General features: G+C 55.6%; 22 protein-coding genes and 1 pseudogene. 11 read left to right on the top strand and 12 right to left on the bottom strand.

The window, feature by feature from the left end; all coding sequences use genetic code 11:
• The first annotated feature begins 210 nt into the window (after positions 1-210).
• From AC4EYZ_RS21985 to putA (AC4EYZ_RS21965), 5 genes are all read left to right on the top strand, one after another.
• Positions 211-570, top strand: coding sequence for a hypothetical protein (locus AC4EYZ_RS21985; protein WP_022522992.1), 360 nt, complete (start codon positions 211-213; stop codon positions 568-570).
• A 60-nt stretch (positions 571-630) separates the two neighbouring features.
• Complete coding sequence (locus tag AC4EYZ_RS21980) at positions 631-1,452, top strand: AraC family transcriptional regulator (protein ID WP_039859210.1); 822 nt, start codon at positions 631-633, stop codon at positions 1,450-1,452.
• 162 nt (positions 1,453-1,614) lie between these two features.
• Complete coding sequence (gene putA / locus AC4EYZ_RS21975) at positions 1,615-4,806, top strand: bifunctional proline dehydrogenase/L-glutamate gamma-semialdehyde dehydrogenase PutA (protein ID WP_490204015.1); 3,192 nt, start codon at positions 1,615-1,617, stop codon at positions 4,804-4,806.
• Between the two features lie 251 nt (positions 4,807-5,057).
• Positions 5,058-6,551, top strand: a complete 1,494-nt coding sequence (putP, locus tag AC4EYZ_RS21970; RefSeq protein ID WP_009287104.1) for a sodium/proline symporter PutP — start codon at positions 5,058-5,060, stop codon at positions 6,549-6,551.
• Between the two features lie 144 nt (positions 6,552-6,695).
• Entirely contained in the window at positions 6,696-10,352 is a 3,657-nt protein-coding gene (gene putA, locus AC4EYZ_RS21965) for a bifunctional proline dehydrogenase/L-glutamate gamma-semialdehyde dehydrogenase PutA (protein ID WP_051051988.1), read from the top strand.
• A 171-nt stretch (positions 10,353-10,523) separates the two neighbouring features.
• Here putA (AC4EYZ_RS21965) and AC4EYZ_RS21960 read toward each other — a convergent pair whose 3' ends face one another.
• The 4 genes from AC4EYZ_RS21960 to AC4EYZ_RS21945 all read right to left on the bottom strand — a co-directional run bounded on the left by AC4EYZ_RS21960 (position 10,524) and on the right by AC4EYZ_RS21945 (position 12,057).
• Positions 10,524-10,787 carry a Txe/YoeB family addiction module toxin gene (locus tag AC4EYZ_RS21960; protein ID WP_039859212.1) on the bottom strand — a complete coding sequence of 88 codons (264 nt, stop codon included), beginning with the start codon at positions 10,785-10,787 and terminating at the stop codon, positions 10,524-10,526.
• Positions 10,784-11,026 carry a type II toxin-antitoxin system Phd/YefM family antitoxin gene (locus AC4EYZ_RS21955; RefSeq protein WP_027958673.1) on the bottom strand — a complete coding sequence of 81 codons (243 nt, stop codon included), beginning with the start codon at positions 11,024-11,026 and terminating at the stop codon, positions 10,784-10,786. The genes AC4EYZ_RS21960 and AC4EYZ_RS21955 overlap by 4 nt, the downstream gene beginning before the upstream one ends.
• 116 nt (positions 11,027-11,142) lie before the next feature.
• Positions 11,143-11,679: a PDDEXK-like family protein gene (locus AC4EYZ_RS21950; RefSeq protein WP_474193111.1), complete on the bottom strand. Its 537-nt coding sequence runs from the start codon at positions 11,677-11,679 to the stop codon at positions 11,143-11,145.
• Positions 11,680-11,730: 51 nt separating this feature from the next.
• Entirely contained in the window at positions 11,731-12,057 is a 327-nt protein-coding gene (locus tag AC4EYZ_RS21945; RefSeq protein ID WP_027958672.1) for a DUF7709 family protein, read from the bottom strand.
• Between the two features lie 130 nt (positions 12,058-12,187).
• Between AC4EYZ_RS21945 and AC4EYZ_RS21940 the strand changes: the two are divergent.
• Positions 12,188-12,316: pseudogene (locus tag AC4EYZ_RS21940) on the top strand (type II toxin-antitoxin system RelE/ParE family toxin); the annotation flags it as partial.
• 72 nt (positions 12,317-12,388) lie between these two features.
• On the opposite strand, the gene AC4EYZ_RS21935 reads toward AC4EYZ_RS21940, so the two are convergent.
• Complete coding sequence (locus AC4EYZ_RS21935; protein ID WP_035538312.1) at positions 12,389-12,718, bottom strand: VOC family protein; 330 nt, start codon at positions 12,716-12,718, stop codon at positions 12,389-12,391.
• A 91-nt stretch (positions 12,719-12,809) separates the two neighbouring features.
• The gene (locus AC4EYZ_RS21930; RefSeq protein ID WP_039859235.1) at positions 12,810-13,304 is read right to left on the bottom strand and encodes a P-loop nucleotide/nucleoside kinase family protein; all 495 of its coding nucleotides are present in this window, start codon (positions 13,302-13,304) and stop codon (positions 12,810-12,812) included.
• A gap of 530 nt (positions 13,305-13,834) precedes the next feature.
• On the opposite strand from AC4EYZ_RS21930, the gene AC4EYZ_RS21925 reads away from it, so the two are divergent.
• A complete protein-coding gene (locus AC4EYZ_RS21925) occupies positions 13,835-14,461 on the top strand; it encodes an OmpW/AlkL family protein (protein WP_474192467.1) in 627 nt (208 codons plus the stop codon).
• Between the two features lie 80 nt (positions 14,462-14,541).
• Here AC4EYZ_RS21925 and AC4EYZ_RS21920 read toward each other — a convergent pair whose 3' ends face one another.
• Positions 14,542-14,877, bottom strand: a complete 336-nt coding sequence (locus AC4EYZ_RS21920) for a YqcC family protein (protein WP_474192468.1) — start codon at positions 14,875-14,877, stop codon at positions 14,542-14,544.
• A gap of 327 nt (positions 14,878-15,204) precedes the next feature.
• Between AC4EYZ_RS21920 and AC4EYZ_RS21915 the strand changes: the two genes are divergently transcribed.
• From AC4EYZ_RS21915 to AC4EYZ_RS21900, 4 genes are all read left to right on the top strand, one after another.
• Positions 15,205-16,242 carry a DUF3549 family protein gene (locus AC4EYZ_RS21915; protein ID WP_474192469.1) on the top strand — a complete coding sequence of 346 codons (1,038 nt, stop codon included), beginning with the start codon at positions 15,205-15,207 and terminating at the stop codon, positions 16,240-16,242.
• Positions 16,243-16,275: 33 nt separating this feature from the next.
• Positions 16,276-16,716 carry an ATP-dependent zinc protease family protein gene (locus AC4EYZ_RS21910; protein WP_009287110.1) on the top strand — a complete coding sequence of 147 codons (441 nt, stop codon included), beginning with the start codon at positions 16,276-16,278 and terminating at the stop codon, positions 16,714-16,716.
• A gap of 41 nt (positions 16,717-16,757) precedes the next feature.
• Positions 16,758-17,666 carry a 30S ribosomal protein S6--L-glutamate ligase gene (gene rimK, locus AC4EYZ_RS21905; RefSeq protein ID WP_009287111.1) on the top strand — a complete coding sequence of 303 codons (909 nt, stop codon included), beginning with the start codon at positions 16,758-16,760 and terminating at the stop codon, positions 17,664-17,666.
• A gap of 87 nt (positions 17,667-17,753) precedes the next feature.
• Positions 17,754-18,200 (top strand): hypothetical protein, encoded by a 447-nt coding sequence (locus tag AC4EYZ_RS21900; RefSeq protein WP_009287112.1) that lies wholly within the window; start codon positions 17,754-17,756, stop codon positions 18,198-18,200.
• A 60-nt stretch (positions 18,201-18,260) separates the two neighbouring features.
• Here the strand turns inward: AC4EYZ_RS21900 and AC4EYZ_RS21895 are convergent, their stop codons facing one another.
• The 5 genes from AC4EYZ_RS21895 to sufC are packed head-to-tail and all read right to left on the bottom strand — an operon-like array spanning position 18,261 to position 23,016.
• The gene (locus tag AC4EYZ_RS21895; protein ID WP_009287113.1) at positions 18,261-18,983 is read right to left on the bottom strand and encodes a SanA/YdcF family protein; all 723 of its coding nucleotides are present in this window, start codon (positions 18,981-18,983) and stop codon (positions 18,261-18,263) included.
• Positions 18,984-19,001: 18 nt separating this feature from the next.
• The gene (sufT, locus tag AC4EYZ_RS21890; protein WP_009287114.1) at positions 19,002-19,571 is read right to left on the bottom strand and encodes a putative Fe-S cluster assembly protein SufT; all 570 of its coding nucleotides are present in this window, start codon (positions 19,569-19,571) and stop codon (positions 19,002-19,004) included.
• A gap of 36 nt (positions 19,572-19,607) precedes the next feature.
• The gene (locus AC4EYZ_RS21885; protein ID WP_474192470.1) at positions 19,608-20,903 is read right to left on the bottom strand and encodes a cysteine desulfurase; all 1,296 of its coding nucleotides are present in this window, start codon (positions 20,901-20,903) and stop codon (positions 19,608-19,610) included.
• Between the two features lie 26 nt (positions 20,904-20,929).
• Positions 20,930-22,270: a Fe-S cluster assembly protein SufD gene (sufD, locus tag AC4EYZ_RS21880; protein ID WP_400674569.1), complete on the bottom strand. Its 1,341-nt coding sequence runs from the start codon at positions 22,268-22,270 to the stop codon at positions 20,930-20,932.
• Positions 22,267-23,016, bottom strand: coding sequence for a Fe-S cluster assembly ATPase SufC (gene sufC / locus AC4EYZ_RS21875; RefSeq protein ID WP_027958666.1), 750 nt, complete (start codon positions 23,014-23,016; stop codon positions 22,267-22,269). Before sufC ends, sufD begins: the two co-directional genes overlap by 4 nt.
• Between the last annotated feature and the right edge of the window lie 16 nt (positions 23,017-23,032).

Below are 23,032 nucleotides of genomic sequence, written 5' to 3'. Positions count from 1 at the left end.
AAGCCGCTACTCAAGAAGTAGCGGAAGCAAGGGATCAAAACAAAGAGCCAGGACAACAACTTTAGCGACTGCTATCGCGATGCTGCCTGTACATACTCAGACACGCTATGAAGTAAAAGTTCGCAAAAAAGTAAAATTTTCGACCCTAGCGGCGCCAAGCGTATAATAACGTAGCTATTTATTAACGGACGACGCCCAGGAGCAGAGCGAATGGCGCTGTATTTATTAGTGTTTGGAGTCTGCTTACTCGTGATTGGTGCGGTAATGCTGGTGCTGATGACGTCAAGCACCCCACGTTACCGTACTGAGCCTAAAGATTTACTGGCGCTGTTTGATAAAGCGCTCAGCAGCCAAGTGAGCGAAACCGAGTGGAACGCGATAATCGGTTACCCTATTCGGCACAACGAGTACTTGGACGGCATCAGACGCCGTGCCGCACACCTGATGGAACAGCACGGCCGCCGCTGGATGGTTGCCCAGGGCAAGCCGTTGCTCAATCAAGAGGGACAGGCAGAGCTTCAGGCCCTTCGCGACCATTTATCCGCCCACACTGCCCTTCGCCAGCAGTAGCTGTTGTGTTTTGAAGGCGTATTGCGGTTCAGGAGACCTAATGCAATTCAGGAGAACTGCATGCCCAGTACCATTCGACAAATACCGCTAGCTAGCGCTACACATCACCACACACATGATTTTCATCAGATTGTGATTACGCTATGCGGCTCTTCAGAATTTGAAATTGAAGGCTTGGGTGGGCGAGTAAATGCATTCTCGGGCTGTATCGTGCCCGCTAACCACGAGCACTACTACTCAGGTTACGGCCATAACCGGCAGTTAATTTTCGATCTTCCCGAAGACGCCCCTGCGCTAACCGGTGAGAACCGCGAACTGGTAGCACTATTCGATGCCCCACGCTTTTTTGGCCTGGATAACGCACTACGCCACTACCTAGCGTTTATGCAGAGCGAACTTGCTCAAGGGTTGGATACATCGACAAACTCCTTTCAGCAAGACCGTTTAGCCGCCACGCTTTTGGGTTCACTAAAAGCGCGCCTAGGTACTACCGCCAACAGTACGCAGCAGCGCTTGGATTTGACGCGTATTAACCGCTTTATTCGTCAACATCTCGCCGAAGACCTGCGCGTCGCCGATTTAGCGCGGCTAGCTTGTCTAAGCGAAGCGCATTTTTCCGACTGCTTCCGCGCTCAAACGGGGCTTTCGCCCTGGCAGTACGTCAAGCGCCAACGTCTACATGCGGCCCGTCAACTGATCCTGCAAAGCCGCTTGCCCCTCACCGATATTGCGATTCAAACCGGCTTTGCCAACCAAAGCGCGCTCTCTCATGCATTTCGCCGCAGTTACGGATTATCGCCGCGGAAATTACGCCAGACAGATGTACCACCGATCTCGATTAACCCATCAAACGCTGCTTTAGGGTCAGTAGCAGGCCAGTAAAAACTCTACTAAAGTCGTATAAAGGCTACTCTTGCCGCGGAATTGACACGTTTTGCCCTGAAATCAACATACACCAAAGGTAGCTGCACTCTACATTCGCTTATTTGCTTGGGCGAAATGCCCTGTTACCCATTTGTTCTGTTCAGACTTTCGGGGGCTTCAATGCTCAATGCCAACCACATGCGTGACCCTGCCATCTGGCAAACCGATCTCGACACCCTCATGGCGCGCGTTAGCGACCACTACCTAGTGGACGAAAATAGTTACGTCAGTGAACTGATCGAGGTGCTGAATGCCAACCGCGAAGATTTCGCCCGCATTGAAGCCAATACCGCTGCGCTGGTTGAGGACGTCCGTAAGATGGACACGGCTGTCGATACCATCGACGAACTGTTACAGCAGTACAGCCTGGATACCCATGAAGGCCTGATGCTGATGTGCCTTGCGGAAGCTATGCTGCGCATCCCCGATAAAGCCACCGCCGACGCCTTGATCGAGGACAAACTCGGCCCCGCCGATTGGCAGTCTCACCTAGGTAAGAGCGAATCCTGGATGGTCAATGCCTCTACCTGGGGCTTATTGATGACTGGACGTGTGCTGAAAATGGATCACCCTAAGGAGGGTCAGCCCGCCAGCTTTATTAATCGCATGGTCAATCGCATGGGCGAGCCGGTTATTCGCCGCGCCATGTACGAAGCGATGAAGATCATGGGCAAGCAGTTTGTGCTGGGCCGCGATATCAATGAAGCCCTCAAGCGCTCCAAGCCACTGTTCAATAAAGGCTACACCTACTCTTACGATATGCTGGGTGAAGCTGCGCGCACCCAGGACGACGCGCAGCGCTATTTTGACGACTACGCACGCGCGATCGAACAAGTGGGAAAAACCTGCAAAACCTTAAGCGATAAGACCCCGGCGCCGTCGGTCTCCATCAAGCTCTCTGCGCTCCACCCCCGTTATGAGTTTGGCCGCCGCGAGCAGGTGCTAGCCGAGCTGGTCGACACCGTTATCAAGCTAGTGAGCAAGGCGCGCGAGCTGGATGTGGCCGTTACGATTGACGCTGAAGAGGTTGATCGCCTTGAGATTTCCCTAGAGGTCTTCCGCGCGGTTTACGAAAGCGCAGCCGCCAAAGGCTGGGGGCACTTTGGCTTGGTCGTCCAGGCTTACTCCAAGCGCGCCCTGCCGGTGCTGCACTACATCAATCGTTTGGCCGACCAGCAGGGGGATGAGATTCCGCTACGCTTGGTCAAAGGCGCCTATTGGGATACTGAAATCAAAGAGTCCCAGCAGCTCGGGGTTGACGGCTACCCAGTGTTTACCCGTAAAGCGGGCACCGATGTTGCCTACCTCGCCTGTGCACAGTTCCTGCTTTCTAACGATACCCGTGGGCGTATTTTCCCGCAGTTCGCGACCCACAACGCTCACACGGTGACGACGATTCTGGAGTTCGCCAACCGCGACAGCCGTCCGTTCGAATTTCAACGCCTACACGGCATGGGTGAAGCCCTTTATGACGCCGCGCTTGAGCGCGCACCGAAAGGCACCTACTGCCGCATTTATGCCCCGGTGGGAGCACATAAAGACCTACTGCCCTACCTGGTTCGTCGCCTGCTTGAGAACGGTGCCAACTCATCGTTTGTTCACCAGTTGGTCGACCCGGATGTACCGGTCAAGTCGCTGTGTCAGCACCCGGTTGAGACCCTGCGTCAGCAGAAAAACCTGGCCAATGCGAACATTCCATTGCCCAAGGATATTTACGGCCCTAAACGACGCAACTCTCGCGGGGTCAACCTGAACATTCGCAGCCACTACTACCCGCTGATGGAGAAGATGGCCGCGTTTATGGACAAGCAGTACCCGGCCAAGCCGCTGCTGGCCTTTGATGTTGCCGACGACACGGCTAATACCCATAGCGTCACCAGCCCTTATGACCGCCGCAAAACCGTGGGCAGCGTGCAGTGGACTAGCAAAGAGCAGGCAACCAAGGCCCTGGATGCTGCCTGGGCCGCCTTCCCCCGCTGGGATGCTACGCCCGTGGCTGAACGTGCCGCTATCGTGCGTCGCCTAGGCGATTTGATGGAAGAGCATATGGCGGAACTAATGGCACTCTGCTCCCGGGAAGGTGGCAAGCTACTTACCGATGGCGTCGATGAGATCAGAGAAGCCGTCGACTTCTGCCGCTTCTATGCCATGCGCGCAGAAGAGGACTTTGGCGAAGCGATTGTGCTGCCCGGCCCCACCGGCGAATCCAACCGCTTGATGATGGGCGGCAAAGGCGTATTCGCGGCGATTAGCCCCTGGAACTTTCCAGTGGCAATTTTCTGTGGCCAGGTAGTGGCCGCGGCAGTGGCGGGTAACACCGTACTGGCCAAACCGGCGGAGCAGACCTCCATTATTGCCCACCGGGTCATAGAGCTGCTCTACGAAGCCGGTATGCCCCGGGATGTGGTTCAGCTACTGCCCGGCGATGGCCCGACGGTAGGCAGCGTGTTGACCTCCGACTCGCGGATTACCGGCGTGGTCTTTACGGGTGGCACTGACACCGCACAAATTATCAACCGCGCCCTGGCGGCAAGGGAGAACGCCCCGCTGCCCACGTTAATCGCCGAAACCGGCGGCATGAACGCCATGATTGTCGACTCCACTGCCCTGCCCGAGCAGGTCGTGGTGGATGTGGTTCAGTCAGCCTTCCAGAGCGCCGGCCAGCGCTGTTCGGCACTGCGCGTACTGTATCTGCAAGACGATGTTGCCGACCGAGTGATCGAGATTCTCAAAGGCGCCATGAACGAGCTACACATTGGCGACCCCCGCGAACTGGGAACCGATGTTGGTCCTGTCATCGACGAAGACGCCCGCAAAGGCCTGCTGGAGCATATCGAAAAACTTAAGGCTGAAAATCGCCTTGTCGCTGAAACGCCAATGGCCGCTGAGCATACCCAGGAGGGTACTTTCGTAGCCCCCGTCGCTTTCACTATCGACAGCATCGATGCGCTGACCCGCGAGCAGTTCGGGCCAATCCTGCATATCGTGCGCTACAAATCTAGCCAGCTTGATAAGGTCATCAACGACATCAACGGTCGCAACTACGGCCTGACGTTTGGCGTGCACAGCCGCAACGAATCGTTTGCCGCTGAAGTCGCCCAAAAAATGCGCGTGGGTAACGTGTACATCAACCGTAATATCATCGGTGCCGTGGTGGGCGTGCAGCCGTTTGGTGGTCAAGGCCTTTCAGGCACTGGCCCAAAAGCCGGTGGCCCTCACTATCTGCAGCGCTTTGTCACCGAGAAAACGATTACGAATAACACCGCCGCCTTAGGCGGGAATGCGTCGCTGTTGGCGCTAGGCGATGAGTGAGCTACTCATCAACATCACTAACCTGAACTCCTGAACAGGAAACTATCTCATGGTCGAAAATAATATAGGGATCGTTACATACAAAGGCACCACAGACCTTTCTGTCTTCATCTATAGCGGGCTCACCAGGGCCAATAACATGGATATGAAAAGGGGCTAACAACAACAAGACTGCGCCACTACCGTACTCTTCTCGGTATGCGCACTAACCTGTCGGAGCTAGCTCCGTCCTGAATAATTGGAGAAGTTACATGGCTATAGGTGTTTGGATCAGTCTCATTGCGTACTTTGCGCTAATGGTTGCCATCGGTATTTATGCGATGCGCAAATCCACCTCTTCCTCTGAAGATTACATGCTGGGTGGTCGTACCCTCAGCCCAAAAGTAGCGGCCCTGTCGGCCGGTGCGTCAGATATGAGCGGCTGGTTGCTGCTGGGCTTGCCCGGTGCAATGTTCGTCTCGGGTTTAGGCTCGGCGTGGATCGGTATTGGTTTGCTCGTGGGGGCGTTATTCAACTGGATTCTAGTCGCCCCTCGTCTACGTGAACAGACGGTTCACTACGGCAACGCGATCACCATTCCGGCTTTCCTGGCAAACCGCTTCCCAACGCGGTCAATGTCACTGCGGACAGTCTCCGCTGTCGTCATCGTGATCTTTTTCGCAGTCTATACCGCGTCAGGCCTAGTGGCAGGCGGCAAGCTGTTTGAAAGCGCGTTTACTGGCATTTACAACTTCGGCGATATGAGCAACTACGCCATGGGGGTCATGATCACCCTGGGCGTGGTGCTTATTTATACGGTTGTCGGCGGCTTCCTGGCAGTGAGCATGACGGACTTCGTGCAAGGCTGCATCATGATGCTAGCGTTGGTGATCATGCCAGCGGTGGTGCTGTTTGGCGAAGGTGGCGGCGGCTTATCGCAGGCAACACAGACCCTGAATGAAGTCGATCCCACCCTGCTTTCCTGGACGTCGGGGCTGACCTTCATCGGGTGGCTGTCGGCTGTGACCTGGGGCCTGGGTTATTTCGGTCAGCCGCACATCATTGTGCGCTTCATGGCGATCCGCACACTCAAGGATGTGCCCATTGCCCGCAACATTGGCATGGGCTGGATGCTCATCTCGCTGATTGGTGCCGTTTCTTTGGGCATCTTCGGCCGGGCCTATGCGATCCGCAACGGTATTGATGTCCAAGATCCAGAAACGATCTTTATCATCCTGGCAGACCTACTGTTCCATCCGTTGATTACCGGCTTCCTCTATGCGGCGTTGCTTGCAGCGGTTATGAGCACCGTTTCAAGCCAGCTTCTGGTGGCCTCTTCGTCACTAACCGAAGACTTCTATCGCCTGTTCCTGCACAAGAACGCAACGGAAGCGCAGTGTGTCGCCGTAGGCCGTGTCTGTGTAGTACTTGTGGGCATTGTGGCAGCGGTTATTGCCTCTGACGAAAACTCCCAGGTTCTGGGGCTGGTCAGTAACGCTTGGGCAGGCTTCGGCGCCGCGTTTGGCCCGTTGATTATCTTGTCGTTGATGTGGTCACGCACCAATGGCAATGGCGCCATCGCAGGCATGGTCGTGGGTGCTCTCACCGTTATGATCTGGATCTCACTGGGCTGGAACGGTGAATTCCTGGGTGGTCCTGGCGTGTACGAGATTATTCCTGGCTTCATCGCGTCCTTCATCGCCATCATCGTAGTCAGCAATGCGACTGACGATGCCGGTGAATATCAGCATATCGAACGCAAGTAAGCGCTCAGCCACATTGAGCGTATCAAGAGGGCTCCCGCGGGAGCCCTCTTTAGGTTAGTTATTTCGTGTTGACTGCAAAAAGTATGACTACACCCTAACCGACGCAGCAACGCCTTAGTGTCGGCTAGCAAGGAGAGACCCTGTATGAACGACCATCTGCATAGCGACGTGAGTGATCTACGCTCACGCATTCGCACCAACTACGACGCCAACGAGGCAGATGTGCTGCACGGGCTGGTCGAGCGTATCAAGCTGTCGGAGGATGACCGCAAGAAGGTCGCCGCCGTTGGCGCCAACTACGTGGAGCGTGTGCGCAAGGAAAGGTCGCCCTCGATGATGGAGGCGTTCCTTGCCGAGTACGGGCTCTCGACCACTGAGGGCGTTGGCCTGATGTGTCTGGCAGAAGCGCTACTGCGCGTGCCCGATGCAGAAACCATCGACGACCTGATCCACGACAAGATCGAGCCCTCCGACTGGGGCGCCCACCTGGGTAAGTCCTCGTCATCAATGGTCAATGCCTCTACCTGGGCACTGCTGCTGACCGGTAAGGTGCTGGAAGAAGACCCCAAGGGCCCGACCCGAGCGCTGCGCGGCCTGGTGCGCCGGATGGGCGAGCCGGTGGTACGCAAGGCGGTTGGCCAGTCGATGAAGATTCTCGGCCGCCAGTTCGTGCTTGGCCAGACCATCGAAGAAGGCATGAAGAATGCCCGCGAACTGGAGAAACAGGGCTATACCTACTCCTACGATATGCTGGGTGAAGCGGCACGCACCGACGAAGATGCCGTCCGCTATCACCAAGCTTATTCAGAGGCGATCACCGCGATTGCCGAGCAGGCCAAGGGCGACGTGCGCGGAAGCCCCGGCATCTCAGTAAAGCTCTCGGCGCTGCACCCGCGCTATGAATACACCCACCGCGACACGGTGATGGCAGAACTGGTACCGCGCGCCAAGGAACTAGTGCAGCAGGCAGCCAAGGCCAATATCGGTTTCAATATCGATGCCGAAGAACAGGATCGGTTGGATCTCTCCCTCGACGTGATTGAGGCTCTAATGGCCGACCCCAGTCTTGATGGATGGGACGGCTTCGGGGTGGTCGTGCAAGCCTACGGGCGCCGCGCCGCGCCGATGATAGAGACACTCTACGAGCTGGCCGAGCGGTTTAACCGCAAGATTATGGTGCGGCTGGTTAAGGGCGCCTACTGGGATACCGAGATCAAGCTCTCCCAGGAGATGGGGGTGAAGACCTTCCCGGTCTTCACCCGCAAGGTCAACACCGATGTCAGCTACATGGCCTGCGCGCAAATGCTGCTCGACCGGCGCGACCGTATTTATCCTCAGTTCGCTACCCACAATGCTCATACCTGTGCCGCTGTAGCGGAGATGGCGGGCGACGATAAGGACAGCTACGAGTTCCAGCGCCTGCATGGCATGGGCGAATCGCTGCACCACATCGTTAAAGAGTCAGAGGGCACGCACTGTCGCATCTACGCCCCGGTCGGCGCGCACCGCGACCTGCTGGCCTATCTGGTACGCCGCCTGCTGGAGAACGGCGCAAACTCCTCGTTCGTCAACCAGGTGGTGGATAGCTCGATTCCGCCCAGCGAGGTCTCAAAAGATCCCATTGAAGGGTTTAAGCAACTCGGCAACGACGTTTCAAGCCCGTTGATCCGCCAGCCCAGCGAGCTGTTTGAGCCCGACCGCAAGAATTCCAAGGGCTACCGCATCAACGAACCCGCTTCGATTTTGCCGCTGCTCAATGCCCGCGAAGCATTTGCCGACGCCACCTGGACCGCAGGCCCCATGCTGGTGGGCAGCCCCGCTCCCCAGGGCCCGGCGCGCGATGCCGTCTCCCCCGCCGACGGCTCTCGGGTGATCGGCAAGGTGCATGAAGCCACCCCGGAAGAGGTCGCCACTGCCCTCGACGCCGCCGAGCAAGGCTTCAAAGAGTGGTCGGCGCGCCCGGCCGCCGAACGCGCCGCGGTACTCCGACGCACCGCCGACCTCTACGAGGAACACATTGCCGAGCTGACCGTGATCGCCACCCGCGAAGCGGGCAAGATGATGTTCGATGGTATTGCCGAAGTGCGCGAAGCGGTGGATTTCCTGCGTTATTACGCCAACGAGGGCGAGCGGCTGGAAGCGGAAGAGCCCGGCAGCGCCCGCGGCATCTTCGTCTGCATCAGCCCGTGGAACTTTCCCCTGGCCATCACCACCGGCCAGATCGCTGCCGCCTTGGTTGCTGGCAACGCGGTGCTCGCCAAGCCCGCCGAGCAGACGCCCCTGATCGCCGCCCGCGCCGTCGAGCTGATGCGTGAGGCTGGCCTACCGGAAGCGGCACTACAGTTGCTTCCTGGCGACGGCCCAACGGTGGGCGGCCCGCTAACCAGCGATCCACGTATCGCTGGCGTCTGCTTCACCGGCTCGACCCCGGTAGCACAGATCATCCACAAGGCTCTGGCGGACAACGCAGGCCCCGACGCCGTACTGATCGCCGAGACCGGTGGTCTGAACTCCATGATCGTGGACTCCACGGCGCTGACCGAGCAGGCGGTACGCGATATCCTGATCTCCTCCTTCCAGTCGGCTGGCCAGCGTTGTTCGGCGCTGCGCATGCTGTATGTCCAGGAAGAGGCCCGCGACCGGTTGCTCAACATGCTCTATGGCGCCATGGACGCGCTCACCATTGGCGACCCCTGGAATACCGATACCGACGTCTCGCCAGTGATCGACGTCGATGCCCAACAGGAAATCAGCGACTACGTGGCGTCGAATGAGAAAGCTGGCAAAGTGCTGAAGAAGCTGTCCGCGCCGGACACCGGTACCTTTGTCACCCCGGCGGTGATCGAGGTTGGAGGCATTGAAGATCTCGAACGTGAAATCTTCGGCCCGGTGCTGCACGTGGCCACCTTCAAGGCGCGGGATATCGACAAGGTCGTCGACGACATCAATGGCAAGGGCTACGGGCTGACCTTCGGCCTGCATACCCGCATCGACGACCGCGTGCAGCAGATCGTCGAGCGCATCCATGTCGGCAACGTCTACGTCAACCGTAACCAGATCGGCGCTATCGTTGGCTCTCAGCCGTTCGGCGGCGAGGGCCTCTCAGGTACCGGGCCCAAGGCTGGCGGCCCGCTCTACGTCAATCGCTTCCGCCGCACCGCTGACGCCGAGCGCCACGAGACGCCGGAGGGAAAAACCGTATCACTCGGCGATCTCCAATCGGCCATCGACGGGCTGGATGCGCGTAACTGGGCGGTACGACCCAATCGCATCGAGGTACTGCGCAAGGCGCTCTCCGGCAAAGGCGGCGTGATCCGCAAGGCACTTGCCGAAACGGCAGCGTTGGACATGACGCCACAGACACTGCCGGGACCGACAGGTGAAAGCAACCGCCTGGCCATGTATCCGAAGGGAGTGGTTCTGTGCCTAGGGCCGACGCTGGATATCGCCATTGCTCAAGCAGCGCAGGCCCTAGGCGCGGGCTGTGCCGCTGTCGTAGTCACACCAGGTGCCGAGCAAGCCGTGAAGCCGCTGACCGATGCCGGCGCACCGGTGGCTGGGCTTGATGGAAGCGTCTCGGCCGAGACACTGAGCGAAGTCAAAGGCATTGCAGCGGTCGCCGCCGCTGGCGCCAGCGACTGGACTCGTGAACTGCGGATGGCGCTGGCCAAGCGCGACGGTGCCATCGTATCGCTCGAGACCCAGACCATCTCGCCGGATCGCTACGTGGTGGAACGCCATCTGTGCATAGACACAACCGCGGCGGGTGGCAACGCCAGCCTGCTGGCAACGGCTGAATAGGTCGGCGCTAAATGGTAGGCGCTTAGGGATCGGTGCCTAGGAGGTGAGCGACTCATTGAGCTCGCTCGCCCTCCTCCCAGACTGTCCCAGGAATCAATAGTTAGCCACTACTCGTTAGCGGCTTTTTTTATCTAACGAACGAGTTTTCCGGTAATAGCAGCTAGTGATGCATTATTCGTAGTGGCTCCAGAGCCGAAGAACTTTCACCACTCGCTCGTCCTCAAGCACTTGGTAGACTAGGCGATGCTGGATATTGATCCGGCGTGAGTAGGCGCCAGCAAGATCACCAATAAGCTTCTCAAACGGAGGCGGCTTACGGTAGGGGTCTTCTGCAATCAGTACCAGTAAATCCTGGGCTTTTGGCTTGAGGCCGCTGGAGGCCAGTTTCTTCGCATCTTTTTGGGCTTGTTTGGTGTAAACCAACTTCCATGTCACCAGTCCAGCTCCTCATCGCATTCATCTAGGGGGGTATTCATCCCCTCACGAATAGACTCCCGCATACCTGGCACGGAGAGCAGGTAAAGTGTTTCCTGAATCGCCGACCAGTCTTCCTCGGATACCAAGACAGCTTTGTTCCGCTTGCCCATGATGACGATGGGCTGGTGAGACTCGGCAGTTTCGTCGATCAACCGATAAAGATTGCTGCGCGCCTCAGTTGCTGTGATTCCGGTCATGACGCCCTCTTGCTCATTCAATTTTCTAACAATGTACGCCTTTGGGTACGTACGTCAAGACGAACGTTGTGCATAACATCGTCAGAATACGTCTTTCGCGTGTATGGCCCTGATACTCATTGAGCCTTTTCTCCCGGTTTCGTGGTAGCGGCCTTGTAACATGTTGCCCCAAATAAGGCCTCATAGACCTCATCGATAGAACTGAAATTTTTAAACCAACCTTTTGGCAAAACCCTTATATTAGGGCGTTCGGCTTTAAATCCGCCCTGGTCGCCCTTGGTATGTTTTGCAAACTTAAGCCCGTCAAGGCTAGGCAATTTCTCGCCTGGAAGAGAGCCAAAGAAGAGGAATGGCCCCAGCTCCAAGGTATCTTCGTTGAAATAAATCCAAATAACACACCCAGAAGGCTTTTCAGAAAGCCTCGTATGAACTTTCTGGCTGGCTGTTTTGCCGCCAACGTATGAAGCTTTAAGCTGTATATGCCTCACGACCCCATTATCTTCCGCTATTAGATCATAGCCAGCGTTATCAACTTCTGGACTCGCCACCTCTAGCGTGCAGCCAAATTCCTTCCAGGAAAGCTTTAGCAGTTCGCCAATGAAAAGATGCTCAACGAGCTTTTCTCTACAAGACGAGTGTTCGCTATGGTTCAACGCCTTCTCTCCACGTAACGCCGTAATCCCAAGCTTGTTGCGTACATTGCTTTAGCCTCTTGCTTCTGACAAGTAGCCTTTTGCAAGCTCGCCTACGAAACGACGCCCAGGATTAGAGCCGTTTATCCAATCATCAGGCGCAAATAGTTCAAACAGTCCTACCTTGATCAGTGTCGGCACCGCCAGCTCAAGCTCTTTCTCTACTTGCCCGCGCTCGCCTGAATTGTATAGATTAATGTTGTGGAGCATGGTTGCGACAGTGCCCGTCTGTACCTTGCTACCATCTTTAAGTCGAACAGAAGGAAGAACCTGACCTTCTGAAACAATTTTTTGGTTGGCCTCAGCCAACTGGTCTGAGTTTTCAATACTGTTGCTCATTGCAATTATTCCTCTTTAAAGCAGCTCAAGACAGTCATCAGCGTGGGCAAACGCAGCGAAGGGGTTGGCATCCGGTGCACGGCCTAAATGGGCTGTTTCAGGCGGCAACAAGCTTCTTAGCGTTTGCGCTAGAGTCCATCAGTTCAAAATGAACGAGCAACTGACTCTGCTCGGCTACAGTTTTGATGATGGTGCTCTTGTCCTTGAACTGATGGTCTTGGGCTCACACGAAAATTTCTACCACGATCTCAAACGGTAGCAATGACGCTATAACTCCCGGTACAAGCTGCGCTTTGGAGCAGCGGAAAAGCGCTCACCGTGATGCCGCTTGTTATGGTTTCTGCTCACTAAGCTCAACCTTTCTGCCATCAGGATCTTGGACGACATAAACATGCTTTCCGCCAAACTTATACTGGTCCACTAATTCTAAGTCAGGGATGATATTGCCCAGACCTTCCACTGAAAATCCTAGTCGCGTGTTGTCTACTGATTCGCTGCTAACCAATGGATACAACTCGAATACAAACCCCGCATTTTCTGACGAGTAATGCACTGGCCCACAGCCATGCTGCTCTTCCACGAAGCTGAAACCGAGCTGCTCATAGAACTGCTTGCTGGCCCGCAAATCGCTGCACCGTAGTACGAACAAATCAAGTTTCATAATTCACCAAAATGACATAACGCTGCAACGTGCGCGGCTTTGTAATAAAGGCGCAGCCGCAACGTACAAGCAGTCGCTGTACCTGCGGCTATTATCCATTTGCCGAAATTACAGTTATGTTAAACCCTTCATCAGGTGTGGGCGCAACAAAGTACTTTGTAATCTGCTCAAACATCTCTTCAGTATCCGTTGCCGCTCTCTGCGGTTGTTCTGCACGCCTTTTGGCTATCTGCTCTAAGCAGGTATCATTTGGCTGGTCAATGTAAATTAGCTCATGGGGAGCCTGAATCTCTGAAAAGACACTTCTAAGCCATTTTCGTTGCGGAATCGTATTTGCAGGAAAGTCCATTACCACATTAGTGCCTGACGCCAAGATCGACTGAGCCAGCTTCTTCATTTGAGGCTTGAGCCGTCCAGCATATTTTACGTAATCTTCCAGTGTCTTAATGCTATCGGGATAAACCGACGCAAGCCACTCGTCTTCTGAAAGCAGTACGGCGTTTCGTTCTTGGGAAACTTCAAGAGACTTTGTAGTTTTCCCTGCCCCCATTTTCCCGCAGAAAAATGTCAACACTCCTTTCTTCATTTCTTGCCTCGTATTGCATAGCAGTTTATTTCTGCGCATACGTATTTTCCTAGAAAGCGTAACACCATAAAAAAACTCCAATGTGTTAATAGTAATGGGCAAATTACCAACTCCCATTCAAATGCTCGCTAGAAAAATGCGCATGCTCATTCCTGACCATCTTTTCGCATTGCCTATAAACACGAGCAGATGTTTTACAACTCGCTGTTTTAATTTATTTTTATAAACAATATTCTGGCAATATTTGATCATACCTCTTGCTGAGCGTATCAGAAAAACACGCATTACAGACTAAAAATACTTCATATCACTGCGCATGCATCCATACAAATGGGCAAGCCAAATGGCTAGCAGCCCGCTTCTGAATTAGGTCTCTCCAGCCGCCCCTCCCCCTAACCCCCCCATGTCTAATAACTCTTGCCCTGGATCAATAATCCACTCCCTGGGTCTCGTTACACTGGTTTCATCGTTAAGCGGCTATCGGAAAGCCGTCTAATCTTACTATCTGCGTTAACACCTGGAGTGATCCCATGCGTAAAGCCGCCCTGCCTACATTATTCGTCACCACTGTTGCCGCTGCGGCAATGATGACCAGCAGCCAGGCATTCGCCTACGGCGCTGGCGATTTCTTCACCCGCGTGGGTGTGGCCAAAGTCGCCCCCACCAGCGACAACGGCTCACTGGCCAACGGTGCGCTATCAGTGGATGTACAGGATAAAACCGATTTCGCGTTCACCTTGGGCTATCGCTTCCACGATAAAGTCGGCGTGGAACTACTGGCGGCGCTGCCGTTTGAACACGACATCCATTTAAACGGCGATAACATTGCCTCAACCAAGCACCTGCCGCCGACCCTAACACTGCAGTACTACCCGCTGGGCGGCACTCAGTCACGCGTACAGCCCTATGTCGGCGCCGGTATTAACTACACCTTTTTCTCCGATGAGGAGCTGACGATTGGTGATTTAGACCTGGATGACTCCTGGGGAGCGGCAGGCCAGGTAGGTGTTGATCTATTAGTTGATGACCATTGGGCGCTGAACGCCGCTGCTTGGTACATCGATATCGATACCGATGCGAGCGTTAACGGTGCGGCGGCAGGTACCGTTGAGATCGATTCTCTCGTGGTCATGGCAGGCCTCAGTTACCGCTTCTAAGCCACTTGCAAAACCGCTAGCGGATGTTATCCACAAAGCCTGCCTCACGGTGGGCTTTGTGCGTTTAGTAGCATGCCGCTTTAAGCGCTTTCAGTGACGATCTGGTCGACCTTCTCTACCGCCCGCACGATGAGCAGCTGGTGGTGGGTGGGTGTTTTCTCCTGCTGTAAATAGGCCGCCACGGCGGGAGCCACCTCGCACTTTGCGGGCATGGCTGCACGGGCATCCATCAAAGCGTTCAAGCGGGCAATAAACACAAAGCGTACCCATTGAGGCAGCGACATCGTGTCGATGCAAAATGGCTGCTGGCTGGCAAACGCCTCTGCATCGGGTGTTGGCATGCGCCATAGATCGGCGGCTTTCATCGACGCCTCAAGCTCTAGAAGTGCTGTCTGCAGCGGTTGATAAGTACTCATAAAGACGTGTGTCACTACCTCGGAAAATGAAAAGTGTGTCGTCTGCCCATTATCCCCACTCAGCGAGTGCCTTGCCACCTATCTACGCTTGCGGGAAGTTATCCATAGACTCACAGAAAACCTGCACGAGCCTGTGGATAAACTATGGAAAGGTGTCGCAACGCTTGCTCTCATGGGGCTTTCGCACAGTTGATTAATTTTTAACCGCATTGTCATTAATGCTAATGCCTTAAGGCACTGTCATTAACACCATGTTTTATCAGTCTCTGCGGCTGACAGTGTCACATCAGCAAGGTAGAGTGCAGGCTTGCAACGCGGAAGGATGTCATGCAACCAATTCAAACCCTTGATGAGTTTTTTACCCGCAGCGGTGGCGAGGTTTCCCTTTACCATATGGGGCGCCATGTCGTCTCCTGCCCGCGGGAGTCACTTGCCGCCTTTGAAGGTGGCGAAATGGCCTGGCCAGAACCCTGGCAAGGCCAAGCGCGCTTAGCCATTGTGTTTCGCCTTGGCGATATGCCCGAACCGGCTATTTGGTTCTTAGCCTTGCCACTGGACGAGCAGGGAATGATTGCCCCCGCCCAGCGCGATGCGTTTTTAAACCGGCTGCTGGAAACACTGGGGCGCGCGGTTTCTAACGTGGGTCGTGAAGAAACAGCGGACGTGGATCACTTAATGAAGGATAATCCCCTCGCCTTCACGCCTAACGTCACCTTCCAAGCCATGCTCAATGCACGCGCCACCCATGCGCGTGGGCTGCCCGCCAGCCAGCATTTTGAGCCGGTTGATGCCTACTTGAGCGGCCAGCAAGCGATCGATTGGCAGGCATTGGGGTTACAAGGGATTGCCGATTACGTCGTGAGAATGGAAACACTTGACGCTGAATCGCTCGCGCAGCGGTTGCCTGAACTGCCTACCGCCGTTATCCACTCCTTGTGCTACTGTTTAGAGCACCAGCCATTGCCACAGGCGTTAGTCGCGGCAATGCAGCGTCGTGGCGAAGCCGCTGCACAAGCGGGCGACATCGAAACGCTGTGTGCCTGTCTGCGCGCAGTGGGCAATACGGATGCATCAGAGGTGGGTAATTGGTACACGGCCTTACTTAACAACTCAGCGGCCTGTGGGCCGGATGTGCTCGCGGCAATAGCCGGGCGCGGCTGGGGCTATCTTGAAGACGCGCAGCGCCTGCCACTTTTTCTGCAACGCTTAGCAGAAGATGAGCGTAGCGATTTTGCCGCCGTAGTGCGTGATATTGCGTTAATACCACGACTACGCTTACCGGTCATGATGGCACTGCGGGATGCGCCTGCTGGCTCCGCAACCCAACGCCGTTTGACACTGATGATGTCACAGAGGAACGCTTGATCCGATGTCACTTTTAATTGCAAGGAGTGAGCCGTGAAGGAATTACCCTATCAGGCCAAAGCGGTCATTGGCCGCCGCGAGATGGTGACGCTACCTGAACTAGGGCTTCACCTATGCTGTAAAGCTGACACTGGCGCGCGAACATCTGCACTGCATGCAGAAGAGATAGAGACCGATGAAGATGACCATGGTCAACTGTGGGTTAGCTTTATCACCCATAGCGGAGGGCCAGACACGCCAGCGCATCGCTTCCGTTTGCACCTGCATGATCGACGCCGGGTCACCAGTTCCAACGGTCATAGCGAGTGGCGCTATGTTATACGTACCCCGATGCAGATGGGCGATTTGAATTTCCCCATTGAACTGACCCTTACTGACCGCAGCAATATGCGCCACCCGATGCTACTAGGCCGTAGTGCCATGCGCCGCCTCCTGGTGGCCCCCGGTGCCGCATTCTTGCACGGTGAGCCTTAACCCCTTATTAGTCGCTTCAATCTCAGCTCGGAGTCTCCTACATGCATATCGCTCTGCTGTCACGCAATCGCAATTTGTACTCTACCCGCCGCCTGGTTGAAGCCGCAGAGCAGCGTGGGCATACCGCCCGCGTGGTGGACACGCTGCGTTGCTATATGAGCATTACCTCGCACCACCCTTCGATCCACTATAAAGGCCAAGAGATTGAGCCTTTCGATGCGGTGATCCCGCGCATTGGTTCATCGGTCACCTTTTACGGCTGTGCGGTGCTGCGCCAGTTTGAAATGATGGGCACCTACGTTATCAACGATAACGTCTCGATTACCCGTTCGCGGGATAAATTACGCTCACTGCAACTGCTGTCGCGTAAGGGGTTGGGGCTGCCAATTACCGGCTTTGCCCACTCCCCCGATGACATTCCCGACCTGATCACCATGGTCAAAGGTGCGCCGCTGGTCATTAAGCTGCTCGAAGGCACCCAGGGGATTGGTGTGGTATTGGCGGAAACCAATCAGGCCGCTGAATCCGTCATTCAAGCGTTCATGGGCATGAAAGCCAATATCATGGTGCAGGAGTACATCAAAGAGGCGCGTGGCGCCGATATTCGCTGCTTCGTGATTGGCGATAAAGTGGTGGCTTCAATGAAGCGCCAGGCGGCGGACGGTGAGTTTCGCTCGAATCTACACCGCGGCGGCACCGCCACCGTGATCCGCATCACCCCTGAAGAACGTTCAACGGCGATCCGTGCAGCCAAAGCCATGGGCCTGCGCGTTGCCGGTGTCGATTTGCTACGCTCCAATCACGGCCCGGTGATTATGGAGGTTAACTCTTCGCCTGGTTTGCAGGGCATTGAGAACGCCACCGGCAAAGATATTGCGGGAATGATCATTGAGCACATTGAAAGAAACGCTTCACCAGCCCGTAAAGCACCGCCCAAGCCTAAAGGCTAAGGCAAAATATTAAAATAATCCGTTTCGGGGGTGGCAAATAGTCGCTGTCACCCCCACAATCTGCGTCACCGAAGGAGGTAGACGCTCATGTTTCTCGATAATCGCCAAGTGGCGATGGACAGCGTATTGGAAGCGCTGGCCGATAGCATTGATTATTTCCAAGACAATATTGAACGCCTGCGCCCGTCGCTGCGTGACGCTTTAAAGCCGCATTATGCTGCGCGGCTCAAGCAGATGCGCCAGCTGCAGGATCTAGCCCGTGCGCATTTAAAAATGCTGCCCCGGGATGCAGACGTTGAGCGCGATGATTTTTTATGGCTGTGGAGCCGTCTAAAAAGCTTTGTCGGCAACGATAGCCAAGTACTCATCAATGAGCTATTGGAGCAAGAGCGTGTATTAATGCAGGCGCTCTCCTCGCTGTATACCCACCCGTTACCCGATCCGATTGAACCGGTGGTAGAAGAGTGCATGCAGGGGTGCCGTAAGCTTATCCGCGAGCTGTATGCGCTGCAAAAGCGCAAAACCCACCGCTAACGCCCTATAGACACGCTGCTAGGGGCTTGAAACTATCTATGGCAAGGGCTAATAAAAGAGCTATGGAGGGCTAAAGCGCTCGTTTAGTGATGGCAGAATAAGGTCTATGGGCGTCCGCCTGGGTAATTCGATGGGCTCAGGCGTACCGAGAAAATAGGGCTCCCTCCCCCATACATAGAGATCACCCAGGGTGGCTACGCGTGCTGCCCACTCGCGCAGCTTTAAACGCCACCCCACTGCTACGGTAGGATCATCCGCCACACAGCCAGTGACATCGATACCTAGCGCACGACCAATAAATACCGCGCGGGGAAGATGCCAGCTCTGGGTGATCAGCAGGGCTTTATCCAGCTGAAAAACGTCTCGGGCACGCGCTAGCGTGTCGTAGGTGCTAAAACCAGCAAAATCCATGGTCAGCTGTTCAGACGCGACACCGCGTCGATACAGCTCGCGCCACATTGCGCGCGGCTCGTTATACGCCTGGGTACGATTATCCCCAGAGAGCAAAAGATGCTCGACCTGAGCCTGCTCAATTAAAGTAGCAGCGGTTCGCATGCGCGCATGGAAGTGCGGGTTTCTCACCCCACTACGCGTCCAGTGAGACGTACCGAAGACAATCCCCACCTCTGCTGGACGACACTGCTGCGGCTGACGCTCAATGTAAGCGGCGGTCGTCGCGAGCACCCAAAAATTGCCGCCTATAAACAGCAATGTCGCCAGCAGCGACAGTGCTCCTAGCGACATTAATAAACGCTTTAGCCATTTCAACAAAAGGTTATGCATCCAGCTCCCCAGCCGGGGTTAGAACATGCCGAGTTCAAGCTTGGCCTCGTCACTCATCATGTCACGGCTCCAGGGCGGGCTGAAGACTATTTCGGTGTGAACCTTGCTGATCTGCGGCGCACCGAGGATCTTATTGCGCGCATCCGCCGCGATTACATCGCCCATCCCACACCCAGGGGCGGTCAGCGTCATGCGGATAGTTACCATACGCTCACCACTGATAAGGCGCTCGATACGGCAGCCGTAGACAAGCCCTAAGTCAACGATATTGACCGGTATCTCCGGGTCAAAGCAGGTGCGCAGTTGATCCCACACGAACTGCTCAATCTCTTCCTCGGTAGCCGTTTCGGGCAGCGTAGGACGCGGGAGCGACTCAAGCCCCAGGGCATCCAGGTTTTGCCCCTCAATCAAATAGAGGCGCCCCTCAAAACCGACGCTTACCGTACTGCCTTTCGCCTGCATAACGCTAACAACGCTATCTTCAGCCAGTGTTTCCGTACTGCCAAACGGAATGGCAATGGCTTCCACATCGCGCTGGAGCGGTAACTGTTGGCCACGTTCGAGGCTGGCAACTTGCTCAAGATCCATAACTGTCCTTAAATGACGATTCCTAAAGAATCGACCTTAACGCACCATACCAATGACACGTTGGAGTGCTTCTACAAAGCGATCCACTTCATCGAGGGTATTATACGCCGCAAATGAAGCACGGCACGTCGCGTCGACCCCAAAATGATGCAACAAGGGCTGTGCGCAATGGTGGCCGGTACGAATAGCGACGCCGAGCTGATCGATCAGCAGGCCGATATCTTGCGAATGCGCCCCTTCCACAATAAAGGAAAGAACGGCCGCTTTATCCGGCGCAGTGCCTAAAATACGTAGACCATCGATTTGACCGACCGCCTGGGTAGCGTGATCGAGCAGTTGGCCTTCCCAGGCGCCGATGGCATCTATGCCAATGCTCTCCATCCACTCAAGCGCTCGACCCAGGGCAATGACCTCCGCAACAGCGGGCGTGCCCGCTTCAAACTTATGCGGAATAGCGGCAAAAGTGGTACCCACATCAAAGGAGACCGTGCTGATCATCTCCCCGCCCCCCTGCCAGGGCGGCATCGCTTCAAGCAGCGCCTGCTTGCCGTAGAGCACGCCAACGCCTGTCGGCCCATACACTTTGTGGCCAGAGAAGGCATAGAAGTCAGCATCGATTGCCTGCACATCGACCACTTGGTGAGGTGCTGCCTGAGCACCATCAATCAGAATCAGCGCACCCTGCTGATGAGCAAGGGCTGCCATCTCTTGCACCGGGTTAACGGTACCCAGAGCGTTAGAGACGTGGTTAACCGCTACCAGCTTGGTGCGCTCACTCAATAGCTCACGGTAAGCGGCCATATCCAGTGCGCCGGTAGCCTCAACGGGTATCACCTTGATGGTGAAGCCTATCTCGGCGGCCAACAGTTGCCAGGGCACGATATTGGAGTGGTGCTCCAACATCGAAATCAGCACCTCATCGCCCGGCGCAAGGTTTGTACGTCCCCAGCTATTCACAACCAGGTTAATCGCTTCCGTGGTGCCGCGGGTAAAGATGATCTGGCGTGCATCTTCCGCATTAAGGAACCCTTTAACCCGTTGGCGCGTACCTTCAAACGCCGCCGTTGCCTCATCGGCGAGGGTATGCAGCCCACGGTGAATATTGGCGTTATAGCGCGAGTAGTAATCGCTAAACACGTCAATCACCTGCTGAGGCGTTTGGCTAGTGGCCGCATTATCTAAATAGATCAGCGGCTTGCCGTGCACCTCACGGGCCAGCACCGGAAAGTCCTGGCGCAGGCGCATAACATCAAAGGTCGCTTGCGCAGGGCTTGTTTGCACAGTGCCTGTTTGAGAAGGGCTAGACGTTGGCTCAATAACGGAATGTGGCATCAGACGCTCCTGATTGGGTAGTGGCGCTAGTCGTTAAGTGAAACCGCCGCTTCGACAAGCCCGGCAAGGTTGAAGCGCTCTGGCAGCTTACCGGCGACCGCTAACTCAACGCGCTCGGCAATCGCATCCAGGGTGACTTTGTCCAACACCTCGCCAGCGAAAGCGAGCGTTAGCAGACCGCGAGCGGTGGCTTCATCGATACCGCGGGTACGCAGCGCATAAATCGCCTCTTCGTCTAGCTGGCCTGTAGTCGTGCCGTGTGAGCACTTAACGTCATCGGCGTAGATTTCAAGCTCAGGCTTGGCATCAATGTGGGCACGATCCGATAGCAGTAGGTTTTGGTTACTCTGAAAACCTTCGATCTTCTGGCTATCGCGCTTGACGTAGACCTTGCCGTTAAACACCCCGTGGGCGCGATCATCCAGAATGCCCTTGTAGTTCTCATTGGAGAACGTCAGCGGCGCATTGTGGTTGACCTTGGTATGGTTGTCGACGTGTTGGCGACCCTGACCAAAGAACAGACCCAGGAAGTTGGTTTCAGCGCCCTGGCCGTTCAAGTCACTGATCAGATCGTTGCGCACCAGCGCACCGCCCAGGCTCAGGTTATAGGAGGTATAGCGCGTATCGCGGCCCTGCTCTACGTGAATGCTCGCCACGTGCAAATCACCCAGCGGCGCTTCTTGCAGCTTGTAGTGGGCCAGGATCGCGCCACGGTCAAGCATCAGCTCGCCAACCACATTGGTGAAGTTAGCCGCTTCGCTTTCGCCGGTGTAATGCTCGATCAGCGTGGCCTCACTGCGGCCTCCCGCTTCCACTAGCACCCGCGGGTGGCACATTACCGGCTGACCAGCACGGGACAAAAACTGCAACAGGATGGGTTTCTCAACCACTGTTCCCGGTGCAATGCGAACCACTGCGCCCTCTTCCATAAACGCCGTGTTTAAGGCAGCAAAGGGCGAAAAATCCACCCCGGTTAAGCGCCCAAGCGGGCCACCCACGGCTTCATGGTTCTCTGCGAGCGCCTTGGAAAGCGGTAACACCTGAACGCTTGACGGCAGTGAATCCAAATCAGAGAGCGCCGATGAGAAAACACCATCCACGAAGGTCAGCCGGTAGGCATCAATCGGCAGCGTTAGCGCCGCAGCGGTGGCCGGAGAGAACTCAGCGTTGTCAGCTATCGCAAAGTTGCCCTGGGCAATCGAACGTACGTCGGTGTACTTCCACTCTTCATCGCGACGCGTAGGAAAACCCAGCGCCTCAAAACGTGCAGCACCCGCCTGGCGACGAGCAGCAATCCAGGTCGGTTCCGCTGTGTAGTTCGAGCTGCGCGCCTTCAGCGTGTCTAAAAAGGTTTGCGTATCGCTCATGCCACAGACTCCTCGATACCTTCGTACCCATTGGCTTCCAGCTGTTTGGCCAGCTCAGCGTCACCGGTTTTGACAATACGGCCATCGACCAAGACGTGAACCTGGTCTGGCACGATGTAATCCAGCAGACGCTGGTAGTGGGTGACCAGTAGAATGGCGCGGTCTTCAGCGCGCAGGCTGTTGACACCATCGGCGACCACTTTCATGGCGTCGATATCCAGGCCGGAATCGATCTCATCGAGCATGGCAAGCTTCGGCTGAAGCACCAGCATTTGCAGGATCTCGTTGCGTTTTTTCTCACCGCCAGAGAAGCCTTCGTTCACGGCACGCTGTAGGAAGCTAGCGTCCATTTTCATGTAACCAAGCTTCTCTTTCACCAGCTTCATAAACTCTGGCGCCGGCATTTCGCCTTCGCCGCGGGCTACGCGCTGGGCATTAAGCGCAGACTTCAGCAGGTAAATGTTTTTAACCCCTGGAATCTCGACCGGGTACTGGAAACCCAACAGCAAGCCAGCCTGGGCGCGCTCTTCAATTTCCATTTCGAGCACATCCTTGCCATCGAAGGTAACCGTGCCCTGGGTGACTTCATAGCCATCTTTACCGGCAATCACCGCGGATAGCGTCGATTTACCCGCGCCGTTCGGCCCCATGATGGCGTGCACTTCACCCGCATTGATGGTCAGGGTGAGGCCTTTGAGGATTTCATTGCCTTCGACGGTGACGTGTAAATCTTTCACTTGCAACATATTGAATACCTTCTGA

The organism is Vreelandella sp. 162(4c) (genome assembly GCF_058152265.1).
Note: the sequence above shows the minus strand (reverse complement) of the source record. Positions and strands in the feature narration are given on the sequence as shown.